Origin of the sequence: Enterococcus xiangfangensis (assembly GCF_005405365.1) — a bacterium.
GTDB lineage: Bacteria > Bacillota > Bacilli > Lactobacillales > Enterococcaceae > Enterococcus_A > Enterococcus_A xiangfangensis.
Genome location: NZ_BJDX01000006.1, coordinates 162,530 through 177,477 on the forward strand (window position 1 = coordinate 162,530; position 14,948 = coordinate 177,477).

The 14,948-nt window shown below is 42.0% G+C and carries 14 protein-coding genes and 1 riboswitch; of the genes, 13 read left to right on the top strand and 1 reads right to left on the bottom strand.

Annotated elements, in window-relative coordinates:
- The first annotated feature begins 51 nt into the window (after positions 1 to 51).
- Positions 52 to 150: riboswitch (TPP riboswitch) on the top strand.
- Between the two features lie 49 nt (positions 151 to 199).
- Complete coding sequence (gene thiT / locus FFM68_RS08970) at positions 200 to 784, top strand: energy-coupled thiamine transporter ThiT (RefSeq protein WP_137618998.1); 585 nt, start codon at positions 200 to 202, stop codon at positions 782 to 784.
- 51 nt (positions 785 to 835) lie between these two features.
- Here thiT and FFM68_RS08975 read toward each other — a convergent pair whose 3' ends face one another.
- Positions 836 to 1,606 (bottom strand): hypothetical protein, encoded by a 771-nt coding sequence (locus FFM68_RS08975; protein WP_137618999.1) that lies wholly within the window; start codon positions 1,604 to 1,606, stop codon positions 836 to 838.
- A gap of 261 nt (positions 1,607 to 1,867) precedes the next feature.
- Between FFM68_RS08975 and FFM68_RS08980 the strand changes: the two genes are divergently transcribed.
- From FFM68_RS08980 to pknB, 12 genes are all read left to right on the top strand, one after another.
- Complete coding sequence (locus tag FFM68_RS08980) at positions 1,868 to 2,578, top strand: class A sortase (protein WP_174784512.1); 711 nt, start codon at positions 1,868 to 1,870, stop codon at positions 2,576 to 2,578.
- A gap of 178 nt (positions 2,579 to 2,756) precedes the next feature.
- A complete protein-coding gene (locus FFM68_RS08985) occupies positions 2,757 to 4,385 on the top strand; it encodes a patatin-like phospholipase family protein (RefSeq protein WP_137619001.1) in 1,629 nt (542 codons plus the stop codon).
- Between the two features lie 84 nt (positions 4,386 to 4,469).
- Positions 4,470 to 4,685, top strand: a complete 216-nt coding sequence (locus FFM68_RS08990; protein WP_137619002.1) for a YdbC family protein — start codon at positions 4,470 to 4,472, stop codon at positions 4,683 to 4,685.
- A 24-nt stretch (positions 4,686 to 4,709) separates the two neighbouring features.
- The gene (locus tag FFM68_RS08995) at positions 4,710 to 5,594 is read left to right on the top strand and encodes a YicC/YloC family endoribonuclease (protein WP_137619003.1); all 885 of its coding nucleotides are present in this window, start codon (positions 4,710 to 4,712) and stop codon (positions 5,592 to 5,594) included.
- Positions 5,595 to 5,705: 111 nt separating this feature from the next.
- A complete protein-coding gene (gene gmk, locus FFM68_RS09000; RefSeq protein WP_137619004.1) occupies positions 5,706 to 6,320 on the top strand; it encodes a guanylate kinase in 615 nt (204 codons plus the stop codon).
- 4 nt (positions 6,321 to 6,324) lie between these two features.
- Complete coding sequence (gene rpoZ, locus FFM68_RS09005; protein WP_137619005.1) at positions 6,325 to 6,627, top strand: DNA-directed RNA polymerase subunit omega; 303 nt, start codon at positions 6,325 to 6,327, stop codon at positions 6,625 to 6,627.
- Positions 6,628 to 6,786: 159 nt separating this feature from the next.
- Positions 6,787 to 9,189, top strand: coding sequence for a primosomal protein N' (gene priA / locus FFM68_RS09010; protein WP_137619006.1), 2,403 nt, complete (start codon positions 6,787 to 6,789; stop codon positions 9,187 to 9,189).
- A 28-nt stretch (positions 9,190 to 9,217) separates the two neighbouring features.
- Entirely contained in the window at positions 9,218 to 9,709 is a 492-nt protein-coding gene (gene def, locus FFM68_RS09015; RefSeq protein ID WP_137619007.1) for a peptide deformylase, read from the top strand.
- The gene (fmt, locus tag FFM68_RS09020) at positions 9,702 to 10,643 is read left to right on the top strand and encodes a methionyl-tRNA formyltransferase (RefSeq protein WP_137619008.1); all 942 of its coding nucleotides are present in this window, start codon (positions 9,702 to 9,704) and stop codon (positions 10,641 to 10,643) included. Before def ends, fmt begins: the two co-directional genes overlap by 8 nt.
- Positions 10,644 to 11,996: a 16S rRNA (cytosine(967)-C(5))-methyltransferase RsmB gene (rsmB, locus tag FFM68_RS09025; RefSeq protein WP_137619009.1), complete on the top strand. Its 1,353-nt coding sequence runs from the start codon at positions 10,644 to 10,646 to the stop codon at positions 11,994 to 11,996.
- Positions 11,997 to 12,017: 21 nt separating this feature from the next.
- Positions 12,018 to 12,761, top strand: coding sequence for a Stp1/IreP family PP2C-type Ser/Thr phosphatase (locus tag FFM68_RS09030; protein WP_137619010.1), 744 nt, complete (start codon positions 12,018 to 12,020; stop codon positions 12,759 to 12,761).
- Complete coding sequence (gene pknB / locus FFM68_RS09035; RefSeq protein ID WP_137619011.1) at positions 12,758 to 14,914, top strand: Stk1 family PASTA domain-containing Ser/Thr kinase; 2,157 nt, start codon at positions 12,758 to 12,760, stop codon at positions 14,912 to 14,914. The genes FFM68_RS09030 and pknB overlap by 4 nt, the downstream gene beginning before the upstream one ends.
- Positions 14,915 to 14,948: the final 34 nt, after the last annotated feature.

The following is a 14,948-nucleotide window of genomic DNA, read 5'->3' on the forward strand; positions in this document are numbered from 1 at the left end:
CGAACAATCAGACATCTGTTATACTTTGAATGCATTAAAAAATAGAATAATACTGTCGCAAAGGGGAGCCCTCGGGCTGAGATTGAGATGACTCTAAACCCTAGTACCTGTTTCGGTTATTCGAGCGTAGGAATTGTGATGAAGTAATGATAATTACTTCTCCTTTGTGGACTGTATGTTCAAAAGGAGGAGTTTTTTTATGTACAAAACAAGAATTTTAGTAGAAGGAACCATCGTGGCAGCCTTGTCGTTAGTCTTATCCTTTATTCCAACGACTATCGGCAGCAGTTTTACGATCTCATTGGGGATGATTCCCATGACATTGTTTGCTTTACGTCGCGGGTTAAAACCAGCGCTGATGTCCGCGTTTATTTGGGGAATCTTGCATTTTCCAGCGAGCCAAGTTGTGTATTTGAGTGTCATCCAAGTGTTGATCGAGTACCCAATCGCTTTTGTCTTTGCCGGGTTTGCGGGCTTGTATGCAAAAAAAGTTCAACAAGCATTGGTCGACCAAGATATGCGAAATGCACGGAAAAATATTATTTTAGGTTCTTTTGTTGGAACTGGCGCGCGCTTTTTCTGGCACTTTATCGCAGGCGTGGTCTTTTGGGGAAGTTATGCTTTGTGGGGAATGAATCCTTGGGTGTTCTCATTAGTCATGAATGGTGTCAGCGGATTGGCAACAGCGATCGTAACAGCAGTTGTGGCGGTGTTAGTCGCAGAAAAAGCACCGCAATTGTATTTGCCTAAAGATGGTCGGTTAGTTCAAAAGAAAAGTCAGTAATCAAATAAAAAAGCATTTGCCCAAAAAACGGACAAATACTTTTTTTAATGATTAGCGAAACGAAAAGACGGGATCATCGTTTTCAACTTCTAATGACCAGTGTTTATTTGCGGTATCATAAGTGATTTCCGCAATCTGCAGCTCTTTTGTATAATTTTTAGGACTGCGCCGCCATCCTTTTTCATCCGATAGAAAAATCGGGATGCGGTACAATTTATTTTTTAATTCAGATTGGTTGAGACAAAAAACGGCGCCTTCTTGCAAAATAGGATATAGATCTTTCAATAGTTCGCTGTCCAATGGTGCAACTGGCGAGCCTTTGCGGAAGAACGAGCGGCGATCGTTGACTTTTTCTAAGGTAATCCGTGTCAACTTGCTGGCTAAAATACGATAAAATTCATCCAAATAGCGATAATAGACCCGCATCGTTTCATTGCCTAAATTGAAGTAGACAAAATTATTTTGTAACTTGTAAAAAAAGGGAGAGTGCAAATGTGTTCGCATATGCCCAAAGTAGAGTAATTCAGAAATCTCTAATGGTGTTAGTTCTTTCAACATCGCCAGATCATTAAAATCGATCCACTTTGTCCCTTTTGAATTAGTAAAAGTTTTGTTATTGAAAAATTGTTGGACTTGTTCAGAGTTGTTAATGATTTTCAAGCCAGTATGAGGCTCGTATTCTCCTGTTTCTGCCATCGGATCCAGTAATAACAAATTTTTTGGCCGATGAACGATTCCTTCAACAAAATCATTAGGTGAAAGACCTTTCGAAAGCACCGCATTACTTGTGGAATCGATATAAGCAAATAATGTATCTGGCACAGATTTTCACCCTTTCTAATAATTGTCATACTCATTTTAACTCAATAATAAAAAAAAAGCTCGTATCTTTTATTTTAAAATTAGATTACAAAGACCTTAAAAGATGCAAGGTCGAGGGCTTTTTTCAACTGTGGGAAAGGGATGAATAAATAACAGCTTACTAATACAATTCTCTTTTTTCTTTCATTTTCATAACAAGTAAAAGTAGTTCACTGAATTCGAAATAATGTGGTAGAATAAGTGCGAAAATACAGGAGGCTTATGATGAAGAAGAAAAAAAGAAATTGGTTCATAAATATTTTTCTTTTCTTATTGTTATTAGTAGGTTTGGCTTTAGTTTTCAACAATCAAATCAAATATTTTTTAATGCAATACAACGCTGACCGCTATACTGTCGCAAAGCTGGACCGAGCAGAGCTTGATAAGAATATCCAAAAAGAAGCATCCTTTGATTTTGATGCGGTGCAGCCTGCCAGTACGGAGTCGGTCTTACAAGCACAATTAAGCAATAAAAAATTACCGGTTATCGGAGGGATCGCAGTCCCGTCAGTGAAAATAAATCTGCCGATTTTCAAAGGGTTAGCCAATGAAGTTTTATTGTATGGAGCGGGGACATTGTCGCCTGACCAAAAGATGGGCGAAGGAAATTATGCACTGGCAAGCCATCGTGCAGATCGTCCAGGCTTATTATTCACGCCGCTTGAAGGAGTCAAAGATGGCGATTTGATCTATTTGACGGATCTGACGAATATTTACACATATAAAACGACGTTGAAAGTTCGGGTGCAGCCGACGGAAGTGAAATATTTAGATATTCAGCCAGGGAAAAAACAAGTAACGTTGATTACTTGTGGCGAGATCGAAGGCGTGACTCGAATCATCGTCCAAGGTGAACTTGATGCTACGACTCCGGTCAATGATGCGACCGATCAAATGCGTGCAGCGTTTGAAATGGAACAGCGGACCTATTAAAAAGCAGTGCTGTTTTCAGTTTTGCTTTTACTAACTGCAAGATTCGTGCAATGAGCAAAGTCTAGATTGCTGACTTTGTTTATTACAGGGTCTTGCGGTTTTTTGTTACGGGAAATTTTCTGCTATACTGAAATAAACCAATTGATGTATCGATCATAGAATGGATCAGGAGGAAGCGATGGAGTTAAACAGAGTTTATGTCTCAGACTTGTTAGCAGATTGGAAAAAATTTCAACAGACCCAGCTGTTGTTTCCTTTTTATACTTCTCATAGTCAAGCACGGGCAGCTTTTTTAGACGCGGTTAAATGCGGAAAAGGTTATTGGGTCCAGTGTGACACTGATTGGTTGCTAGTAACTAAAAACGATCAAGCTGACAGTTGGGAAATTAGTAATTTGTTGATCTCAACGGATTTTGGCTGGCAGAAAGCTTTTTTATTACTAGAAACGGCTGCCCGCCAAAAATTCAAACGATCGTTACGATTGATCTTTGAAGCAAATTTGATTTTGCGCCAATGGCTAACCGCACAAGGCTATCAATTGAAAGCAGGCGTTTGGCAAAAGGATTTGGTCTATCATACGGGGTTGGTGCTAGGCGGAGGCGGCGCTCGCGGAGCGTATCAAATCGGTGTTTGGAAAGCGCTACTTGAAAAAGAGATCACGTTTGAAGTAGTTGCAGGAACTTCAGTCGGCGGATTGAATGGTGCTTTGATCGTTCAAGGAGATTATGAACAAGCGTTGACGTTGTGGCAAGAAATCGAAACGAATAAAGTGCTAGATATCACCTTTAAAGAAGTAGAAGAATTAGATTTTTCGGCACAAGTGGATCAATTGCGTACATTTATTCGAACGTCTTTACAACAACGCGGAATCTCTTCAAAACCTCTTAGAAGATTATTGGAGGAGCGCTTGGATCCGGCAAAACTTCAAACGGGGTGTCCATTTTATGTGGTGACGACAAAAGTTCCGGCTTTTCAAGAAGTAGTTGTCGCAATCAATCAATGTTCAAAAGCTGAGATCATCGATTGGCTGTTAGCGTCTGCGTCGTTTTTTCCCATGATGGCAATGACGAAAATTACGGATGAATTTTATGTAGACGGCGGCTACCGCAACAATTTGCCGGTTGATGTCGCTTTACAAAAGCCAATTACTGAATTGATCGTAGTTGACGTCCACGGTCCCGGTCTGGATAAACGCTATCGCTTATCAGCAGAAGTGGCTGAATTGAAGTTAGCGACACCTTGGAGTTTAGGCGATCTATTCTTATTTCAAAGTGATCGTTCAGCAGAAAATATCGAATTGGGTTATTTAGAGACGAAGCGGGCATTGGGTGAGTTGCAAGGCTATCGCTATTTCTTTAACCGGCAAGCCGATTTTGAAACACTGACAAAAGATTTTTTGCGGTATCTTAAAACAGAGATCCCTGTCGATTTGAATGGACTGTATCCGGAATTAAAAAAATTCTTTCGACGAAGTGTCCCGGTGGAAATGCTCAGCTTAGCTTTTTTAGAATTTTTTGCCTATTGGGTAAAAGTCTCACCAGCGCGTGTATTTGAGCCATCTGAATTTATTGAAACGATTTTGCAGCAATTTGAGCTGCCGAACCGATTGAACCCGAATTTTTCAGTGCAGGAACAAATTGAAGATTTTATTGAGAACCATAATGTCTTTTCAGATTACTATCGCGTCTTGCAACTCTATCAGCAACAAGGCAATCTGAAATCATTCTATCGCCGCTGGCCGATTCCGACCTTGCTGGCACTTTTTTTCCGTTATATTCGAGCAGAGGAGGTTACTGCTGATTTTTAGCGAACAGTGTGAATGGTTTTGCTGGTCTGAGGTAGCTAATGAAAAGACTTGAAATGTTGATTAAATGAATCAGGAGGAAATACAATGGCTGAGTTTAGTTATGAGATTGTAGAAGAGATTGCCGTTTTATCGGAAAATCCGAAAGGGTGGCGTAAAGAGTTGAATTTAGTGAGTTGGAATGGCCGTCCGCCAAAATTCGATTTGCGTGATTGGGCACCAGAGCATGAAAAAATGGGCAAAGGCGTAACATTGAGTAATGAAGAATTTGCGATACTGAAAAAAACGTTGAGCAATATGTAGTGTGCCAAGAAGGAGACAGAGCAAATGAAAAGTATGACCGGTTACGGACAAGCAGCACAAAGCAATGAAGCGTATGAATTGAACATTGAATTAAAAAGCGTCAATAATCGTTTCTTAGATTTGCAAATTCGGATGCCTAAGGAGCTGAATCCGTTTGAAGCGCTGATTCGCACGATCGCCAAAGAAAAGATCCGTCGCGGACGGGTCGATGTGTTCATTAATTTGACACCGTTGAAAAGCGGCAATAAAAAAGTCGCTGTTGATTGGGAACTTTTGCAACAATTAGTCGCAGAATTGCAAACAGGCGGAAAAGAACATTTTGGGATCGTTGATTTTCCCGTGGAACAAGTGTTGGTCAAAGCGATGGAGCAGGCAGATTTTGTAACGTTAGTCGATCAGCCGACAGAAGAAGCGTCGTTAGAAAACTTAGTCCAAGTAGTTGCGAGCGAAGCTTTTACACAATTAGCCAGCAGCCGCGAACATGAAGGCGCAGGCATTCAAAAAGTACTAACAGATTATGTAACAAAGGTCCAGTCATTAGTTGCTGAGTTGAAGAGTTTTGTGACCGAATACGAAGCGGACTTCCAACAACGCTATCAAGCGAAGTTAGAAGAATATCTAGGCAGTACGGTTGATCAAGATCGTTTGTTGACCGAACTAGCGATTTTATTGGAGCGGGGCGATATCCATGAAGAACTGGATCGTTTGAGTATCCATTTAGAAAAGTTGGCGCAACTTTTACAAATGACCGACCCGATTGGCCGCGAATTAGACTTTTTATTGCAAGAAATGAATCGTGAAGTCAATACGATCGGATCCAAATCAAGTCCAATCCAAATCAAAGATATTGTCGTTCAATTAAAAACGCTCTTGGAAAAAATTCGTGAACAGATCCAAAATGTGGAATAGTTATAGGGTTTTTTATAAGAAATAAGAGGCAGCTTACGGAAGCCTCTTGAAATATTTGTAAAAAAAGTGCACAATAGGCGTTAGCTAAAACGAGCATGAAAGGGCGTTAGTATGTCTGAACGAGGACTGTTGATTGTATTGTCGGGACCTTCCGGAGTTGGAAAAGGAACGGTCAGAAAAGCCATTTTTGAAAGAGATGATAATGAGTTTCAATACTCGATCTCAATGACCACCCGTCCAATGCGGGAAGGGGAAGTTGACGGCGTCGATTATTATTTCCGGACCAAAGAAGAATTTGAAGCGATGATCGAAGCGGGGGAAATGCTGGAATACGCTGAGTACGTCGGAAATTATTATGGGACACCGCTGACTTATGTAAATAAAACATTAGACGAAGGCAAAGATGTCTTTTTAGAGATCGAAGTCCAAGGTGCGCAACAAGTAAAAGAAAAAGTGCCTGATGGTGTTTTTATTTTTCTGACACCACCGGATCTTGCAGAATTAAAAGCACGGATTGTCGGACGCGGGACGGACAGCCCTGAAGTGATCGAAGAACGAATGAAAGTCGCGCGGCAAGAAATCGAGATGATGGCGCTCTATGATTATGCTGTCGTCAATGATCAAGTACCAAAAGCTGTCGAACGGATTAAAGATATCATCGTCAGCGAACACTACCGAGTTGACCGAGTAATTGGCAAATATATAAAAATGTTAAAGGAGATATAAGCTTATGATGTTAAAACCTTCAATCGATACATTATTAGACCATGTGAATTCAAAGTATTCTTTAGTGATCTTAGCTAGCAAACGTGCCCATGAATTAGACGCAGGTGCACAACCAACCTTGGAATCATTTGATTCTGTTAAAAGTGTCGGTCAAGCACTAGAAGAAATCGATGCTGGCGCAGTGATCAATGATCCGCATCCAGAAATCAAACGGGAACGTTTGAAAATGGAAGAAGAAGAACGTCACTTGCAACGCGAACGCGATCAACGTGATCTAGAAGCACGGATCCGTAACGAACAAAATTAAGCGTAGATTTTTCTCGCTGATGAAGTGTGAATGGGATTGTACCAATACTTTTGGCGCAGTCCCTTCTTTTTGTGCTAAAAGTATTTTTCATCGTTCGTTAAATTTAGCTGTACATAGATAAAATTTTGATACATAAATCAGGAAATGGAGGCGGAAAAAATGAATTTAGCACAAGTGATTGTGGATGTCCCTTCGATGCAGACAGATCAGCCTTTCAGCTACTTGATCCCGCCTCACTTAGCAGTAGAGATCGGCATGCGGGTAGAAGTTGGTTTTGGTCCGCGGCATGTTCAAGGATTCGTGGTGGGATTTGAAACAGCAACCCAGCCGCTACCGGCTAATTTGAAACCGATCATTCGAGTATTAGACCTGGCCCCTGTTTTGAACCGAGAGTTATTAGCATTGGCAGATTATATGAAAGAGACGACGTTTGCCTTTAAAGTGACGTGCTTGCAAACGATGCTGCCGAGCGTAATGAAAGCCGATTATCAGAAACGGTTGTACCTTATAGGTGATGATCCAACCATTCAAGCAAAATATTTTGGCACTGATGATTCGTTGAGCTGGGAAGAAGCGGAAACACAAGGCTGGCTGAAAGAACTAGCCGTTTTGCGTGAACAAGGGATTGTTGAACTGCGTTATGAAGTTCATACAAAAAATAAAATAAAAACCGAACGCTATATCAAACGGCTTTTCAAACAAGAAAGATTGGCTGAACTAAAAGCGGAACTGCGCAAAAATTCCTACAAGCAAGTTCAATTACTGGATTATTTAGTAAAACTTGCGGATGAAGAATTCGTTTCTGTCAAACAAATGAAAGCCGAAGATTTTTCTTTAGCTAATTTGAATCAGGCAGAGCAAAAAGGCTGGTTGGCATTTGAAGCTGTTGAAAAATATCGTGATCCTTATGCTGAAAAAGAGATCAAACAAACTTCCGCGCTAGAGCTGAACAGCGAACAAAAGCTTGCTTATGAGGCGATCAGCCAAAAATGTGCCGAACAAGAACACCGCGTCTTTTTATTAGAAGGCGTGACCGGCAGCGGAAAGACTGAAGTTTATTTGCAAGTCATTCAAGATGTATTGGCAAAAGGACAGACTGCAATGATGCTAGTACCGGAAATTTCGTTGACGCCGCAGATGGCAACGCGGTTCAAAGCGCGTTTCGGCAGTGAAGTGGCAGTTTTGCACAGTGGATTGTCACAAGGTGAAAAATATGATGAATGGCGTAAATTAGAACGCGGAGAAGCCCATGTAGTTGTAGGCGCTCGCTCAGCCATCTTCGCTCCGTTAGAAAATCTAGGAGTGATTATCATCGATGAAGAACATGAGACGAGCTACAAACAGGAAGAGTCACCGCGATATCATGCGCGAGACTTAGCGATTTGGCGTGGGAATTATCATCACTGTCCTGTAGTTTTAGGCAGTGCAACACCATCGTTGGAATCACGTGCACGCGGACAAAAAGGTGTCTATCAGTTATTAAAATTGACGAGACGAGCCAATGAGCAGGCCAAGCTACCAACTGTTGAAATCGTCGATATGCGTGAAGAGATGCAGCGCCGGTTGAATTCTTCCTTTTCGGAAAACTTAGAAAATAAATTGCGGGATCGGCTAGAAAAAGGCGAGCAAAGCGTGCTTTTATTGAATCGCCGCGGATATTCCTCGTTTGTGATGTGCCGAGATTGCGGATTTGTTTTGCCTTGTCCGAATTGCGATATTTCATTGACTTTGCATATGGATACTAAAACAATGCGCTGCCATTATTGCGGACATGAAGAAGGCATTCCTCATCGCTGCCCAAATTGCGGGAAGGATAAGATCCGCTATTTTGGCACAGGAACGGAAAAAGTTCAAGAAGAATTAGCACAATTGATTCCAGAAGCTCGAGTTTTGCGGATGGATGTCGATACGACCAGACGTAAAGGTGCTCACGAAAAAATCTTGACGACTTTTGGCGAACGCAAAGCGGATATTTTATTAGGTACGCAGATGATTGCTAAGGGCTTAGACTTTCCAAACGTCACATTAGTCGGCGTGTTAAATGCAGATACGGCGTTGAATCTGCCGGATTTTCGTTCCAGCGAACGGACCTTCCAATTACTGACACAAGTCAGCGGCCGAGCGGGTCGAGGGGCGAAAGCTGGGGAAGTAGTGATTCAAACGTTCAACCCGGAACATTATACGATCAAGTTGGCGCAGCATCACGATTACGAGAATTTTTTCAAACAAGAGATGCAGATTCGGCATCAAACGGATTATCCACCCTATTATTACACGGTCAAAGTAACAGTCTCACATCAAGAAGAGATCCGAGCCGCTCAAAAAGCTTTTCAATTAGCTAAACAGCTGCAACAGCAATTAAGCCCGCAAAGTATATTGTTAGGACCTACGCCGGGCGCTGTTTTGCGAATCAAAAATCGTTATTATTATCAATTGATCATTAAATATAAAAATGAACCGAAGTTACGAGCGGTTTTAGCCGATATTTTACAAGTTAGTCAAAAAGATCAACGTCAAGGCTTATTGATCGCTATTGACAATGAACCGATGTATTTTATTTAAAGTATAAACATGAAGGAGGATGGATGTTATGCGTTATCCGATCATTATTCATCCAGATCAACGTCTGCAAGAAAAAGCTGAACCAATCGAATATATCACAGACGAGATTGTGGCATTGCTGGATGATATGTATGAAACAATGGTAGCCCACGATGGAATTGGTCTTGCGGCTCCCCAGATTGGAAAAAAACTGCGTATTGCAGTGGTAGAAGTCGACGAAGGTGATCGTTTTGATTTCATTAATCCAGAAATCATTGAACGGAAAGGAACCAGTATCGACGTAGAAGGCTGTCTTTCGATTCCAGAAGTCTATGGGACAGTCGAACGAGCCGATGAAGTAACAGTCCGTTATTATGATCGCGAAGGGTCCGAGATGGAAGTTACCGCTTATGGGTATTTAGCTCGTGCCTTTCAACATGAAATCGACCATTTAGATGGAAAATTATTTATTGATCAACTCATCGATCAAATCAAACCAGAAGATTTAGAACGTTATATGGAGGAACATGCCGATGACTAAAATTGTATTTATGGGAACGCCTGCTTTTTCAGTCCCCATCTTAGAAAGTTTAATCGCAGCCGGCTACGATGTTGCTGCGGTAGTGACACAGCCAGACCGCCCTGTAGGACGAAAAAAAATCATTACTCCGACACCAGTAAAAGAAGCGGCATTAAAACATGACCTATTAGTGTTGCAGCCAGAAAAAATCAGCGGCTCACCTGAAATGGAAAAAATCAAAGAATTAGCACCAGATTTGTTGATTACTGCCGCTTTCGGCCAATTTTTACCTGAAAAATTATTACAAGTCCCAAAATTAGGTGCAATCAATGTCCATGCGTCACTATTGCCTAAATATCGCGGCGGGGCACCTGTGCATTATGCGATCATGGAAGGTGAAACAAAAACAGGCGTGACGATCATGGAGATGATCAAGAAAATGGACGCAGGCGGTATCTTCAGCCAGCAAGAAATTTCGATCACCAAACAAGACGATGTCGGTACGATGTTTGAAAAATTAAGCCAAGTTGGTAAAGAGTTATTATTAAAGACATTGCCAAAAATTATTTCTGGCGAGTTGAAACCTGTTCCGCAAGATGAAACTGAAGTGACTTTTTCGCCAAATATCAGCCGTGAACAAGAAGCAATCGATTGGAAAAAAACAGCTGAGGAAGTGGACAATCAAGTGCGCGGGATGCACCCATGGCCAGTTGCGTTTACAACTTACGCTGGGGCACGTTGGAAAATTTTTCACGTGACGCCATTGGAAGAAACGACAACTGCCGCACCAGGCACAATCATTGCTCGAACTAAAAAAGCATTGCATATCGCTTGTGGGAGCGGAACAGTTATCGCAATCGAAGAACTGCAACCCGCAGGCAAAGCGAAACAAACCGTTCAAGCCTTTTTGAATGGCAGCGGTCAAGCAGTCTCAGAAGGGCAGAAGGTAGAGTAGATGGCAAAGATTCCTAAAAAGTTATTACGTTCCGTTCGTTTCACCGCGCTAGAAGCGATTGAACGAATCAATCGCGGCGGTGCTTATTCCAATTTGTTATTAAATGAACTGATCCAAAAAAATCAAGTTGACGGCAAAGATACTGCGTTATTGACTGAACTTGTTTACGGCACGATCAGCCGCCAGCTTTTATTGGCCTATGGCATCGAACCATTTATCAAAAAAGCGAAAAAAGTTGATCCGTGGGTCAAAAGTTTATTGCAGTTATCGGTTTACCAAATGCTTTATTTGGATCGGGTACCCGATCATGCGATTATCAATGAAGCCGTCGAAATCGCTAAGGCTAAAGGAAATCCCGGTACAGGAAAATTCGTCAACGGTGTCTTGCGTTCAATCCAGCGCGAAGGTGTTCCATCATTGGATTTGATCCAAGATCCGATCGAACATTTAGCGACAGAGATCAGTCTACCAAAATTTTTAACAGAAAAATTTGTCGCAGAAATCGGCGAAGCAAAAACTCGCGAAATGGGGTTATCTTTATTAGAACCAAGTCGGGTCAGTGCCCGAATTGATCTACGTTTTTTAACTCGAGCAGAAGCAGTCGAAGCGTTGGAAGAAGATGGGATCGAAGCACGAATCAGCGAACTTTCGCCTTATGGTATCGTAGCGGACAAAGGCTTTTTAGCCGGCAGTGAGCTGTTCCAAAATGGTTGGCTGACGATCCAAGATGAAAGTTCGATGTTAGTTGCCCAAGCATTGCAAGTTGAACCTGGTCAAAAAGTACTGGATGCTTGTGCGGCTCCAGGTGGGAAAACGACGCATATCGCAGCTTTGCTGCAAGGCGACGGCTCAGTGACTGCACTAGATATCCACGATCATAAATTAGAGCTTGTGCGTGAAAATGCGGATCGTTTACGCGTAAGCGATAGGGTAGTGACGAAAAAAATGGATGCTCGCGAAGCTTCGGCTAATTTTCATCCGAATAGTTTTGACCGCATCTTAGTTGATGCACCGTGTTCTGGGTTGGGTTTAATGCGGCGAAAACCTGATATTAAATATCAGAAAAAACCGCAAGATTTTGTTCAGCTGCCGATTATCCAACAGGAAATTTTAAAAAATTGCGCACCGACATTGAAATCTGGTGGAATTATGGTATACAGTACATGTACAATTGCGCCAGCAGAAAATCAAGAAGTGGTCGCTGAATTTTTGGCAACACATCCCGATTTTGAAAAAATCGAATTAGACTTAGAAGCAAAATTACAGCCAGCGATCCATGATCAGATGTTGGTTTTATATCCAGAAATGTTTATGACAGATGGCTTCTTTATTTGTGCAATGCGAAAAAAATAGGTGAATGAGGTGGACAAAAAGATGGAGATTCAATTTCAATCAGACATCGGCAAGCGGCGAAATATGAACCAAGACTATGCCAATGTTTTTACTAATCAAGCCGGGATGTATTTGGCGATCTTAGCCGATGGCATGGGTGGTCATCTAGCCGGAGATGTAGCTAGCAAAATGGCGGTCGATGGTTTAGGCGCTGCTTGGTCGACCTCAACGATCGCGCAGCCGGAAGAAGCAACCCAATGGTTTTTAGAAGAAATCCAAAAAATCAACGAAGCAATCTATCAAGAAGGCATCCTCCATCCAGAGATGCAAGGAATGGGCACGACAATCGTCAGCACAGCGTTACTAGACGACAAATTTGTCTTGGCTCACGTTGGTGACAGCCGCGCTTACTTGATCCAAAATGGAGAACTGCAACAATTGACAGATGATCATTCGTTAGTCAATGAACTATTGAAATCAGGGGAAATCACTGAAGAAATGGCGGCGGTTCATCCGCAAAAAAATGTTTTGACTCGTTCTGTAGGCTTTGCTGGAGAAGTCAAGACGGATGTTTCGCAACATCAATGTCAGCTGAATGATTATTTATTGTTGTGTTCCGACGGCTTGACCAATATGGTGAGCGAAGCCGATATTTTAGCAATCGTGAAAAGTGATCAATCATTGGAAGCTAAGACGAAACAATTGATCAATGCAGCTAATGACGCTGGCGGCGCAGACAATATCACTGTTTTGCTGATCCATTTTGAAGGGGAGGCTCGTCCATGATTGAAATAGGCAAGTTGGTCAATGGACGTTATAAGATCATCGCCACTATCGGCAGCGGCGGTATGGCTAACGTCTTTTTGGCCCGCGATTTAATCTTGGATCGTGATGTTGCCATCAAAATATTGCGCTTTAATTTTCAAAATGATCAAACTGCGATTCGGCGCTTTCAACGTGAAGCTTTAGCGGCAACGGAAATGGTTCATCCCAATATCGTTGGCGTTTATGATGTGGATGAAGAAAGCGGTATGCAGTATTTGGTTATGGAATATGTGAAAGGAATGGATCTGAAACGCTATATTCAAACGCGTTCACCGATTCCTTATAATAAAATTGTGGATATCATGGAACAAATTTTATCCGCAGTAAGTTTGGCACATGCTCACGGAATCATCCATCGTGACTTGAAGCCGCAAAATATTTTGATGGATCAGGCTGGCGTGGTAAAAATCACGGACTTTGGGATTGCTATCGCCTTATCTGAAACGTCTTTGACCCAAACAAACTCTATGCTGGGCTCGGTGCATTATTTATCACCAGAACAAGCCCGCGGCAGTATGGCAACAAAACAATCAGATATTTATGCTTTGGGGATCATTTTGTATGAGATGATCACTGGCAACGTACCTTTTGACGGAGAGTCCGCAGTGACGATTGCACTGAAACACTTTCAAGATGAGATGCCGTCAGTAAAAGGATTCGATCCAGCAGTACCGCAAGCTTTAGAAAATATCGTCATGCATGCGACTGCGAAGGAACCGACTGATCGTTACCGGACAGCCGACGAGATGGCTGCCGATCTGGCAACTTCACTGACACCAGAACGGGTCAATGAATTGCCGTGGCGACCAACAGTGATGCTGGACGAAACGAAGGTGCTGACTCCGATTCAGCCAACAACTCTTCCAGCAGAAGAGCCTAAAGAACAAGAGCCGGTTGTAGAAGAAAAACCAAAAAAGAAAAAAGGAAAAAAGCGATTTATTTTTATTGCTCTGTTGTTTTTGTTGGCATTTGGCGGAACAGCCGCCTATCTGTTAACCAGTTCAGCAGAAATTGCTGTGCCACAAGTAAAAGATATGAGTGAAACCGAAGCACGCTCGGCGTTAGAAGCTGCCAAGTTAACGGTTGACAGTGAGACAGACGAAGTGCCGAGTGACACGATCAAAAAAGGCCGGATCGTTAAAACCAATCCTGAGGCGGGCACTATGATCAAAAGAAGCCGCTCGGTTCGCTTATATGTCAGCTCAGGTACTCAAAAAGTCACGATAAAAGATTACGCTGGCGAACTGATCGATGATGTAAAAGAAGATTTGAATAAGATTGGTTTTTTAGATAAAAATATTCGAATCGAAAAGGTCAACGATGAATCTGTTCCAGCGGATGAAGTAATCAGTCAAACGCCTAAAGCAGGTTCAAAAGTCAGTCCTAAAGAAGATGAGATCGTTCTGGAAGTTTCTGCTGGTCCGGAAACATTTAAAATTGGCAAATACGATAAAATGACGTACGAGGAAGCAGAACAAAGCTTACTGCAACTAGGAATCGCTAAAAGCCAAATCAATCGAGTTGATGAATCGAGTGAAACGGTACCGGCGGAAGAAGTGATTAGTCAAAATCCGGTCAGCGGAACAGAAGTAACGACTAAAGATGAAATTACCTTAAAAGTCAGTACTGGTACGGCTTATATTAAATTAGATGATCTAGCTAATCAGGACAAAGCCGCGGCAGAGGAAATCATCTCAAATCTGGGATTGAATTATTCTGAACAGCAGGAATTTTCAGATGAAGTAGCCGCTGGAAAAGTTATCCGAACAGATCCTGGCGCTGGGTCGACCTCACTCAAAGCAGGCGATACGGTGAATGTTTACATTTCTAAAGGACCTGAAGAGAAAGAAACGACTTTTGATGTAACGATTTCAGCTGGATTTACAGGTTCGGATGATCAGCAAGATACGATCACAGTATTGTTGAAAGACAAAAAGAATTCAACTGCGGCGTCAGTTTTAGATTTCAAATTGGATAAAAATACTCCGTCGACAGAACAGACGGTTTCTGTAACGGTTGCTGAGGGTGGATCAGGTACAATCGAAGTCCGTCGAAATGGTAAATCAGCCGTTACAAAAAATGTACAAAAAGCCGAAACAATTACAGTGCCGTAGAAAAAATGGGATTGTAACAGAAGTGGATAACTTC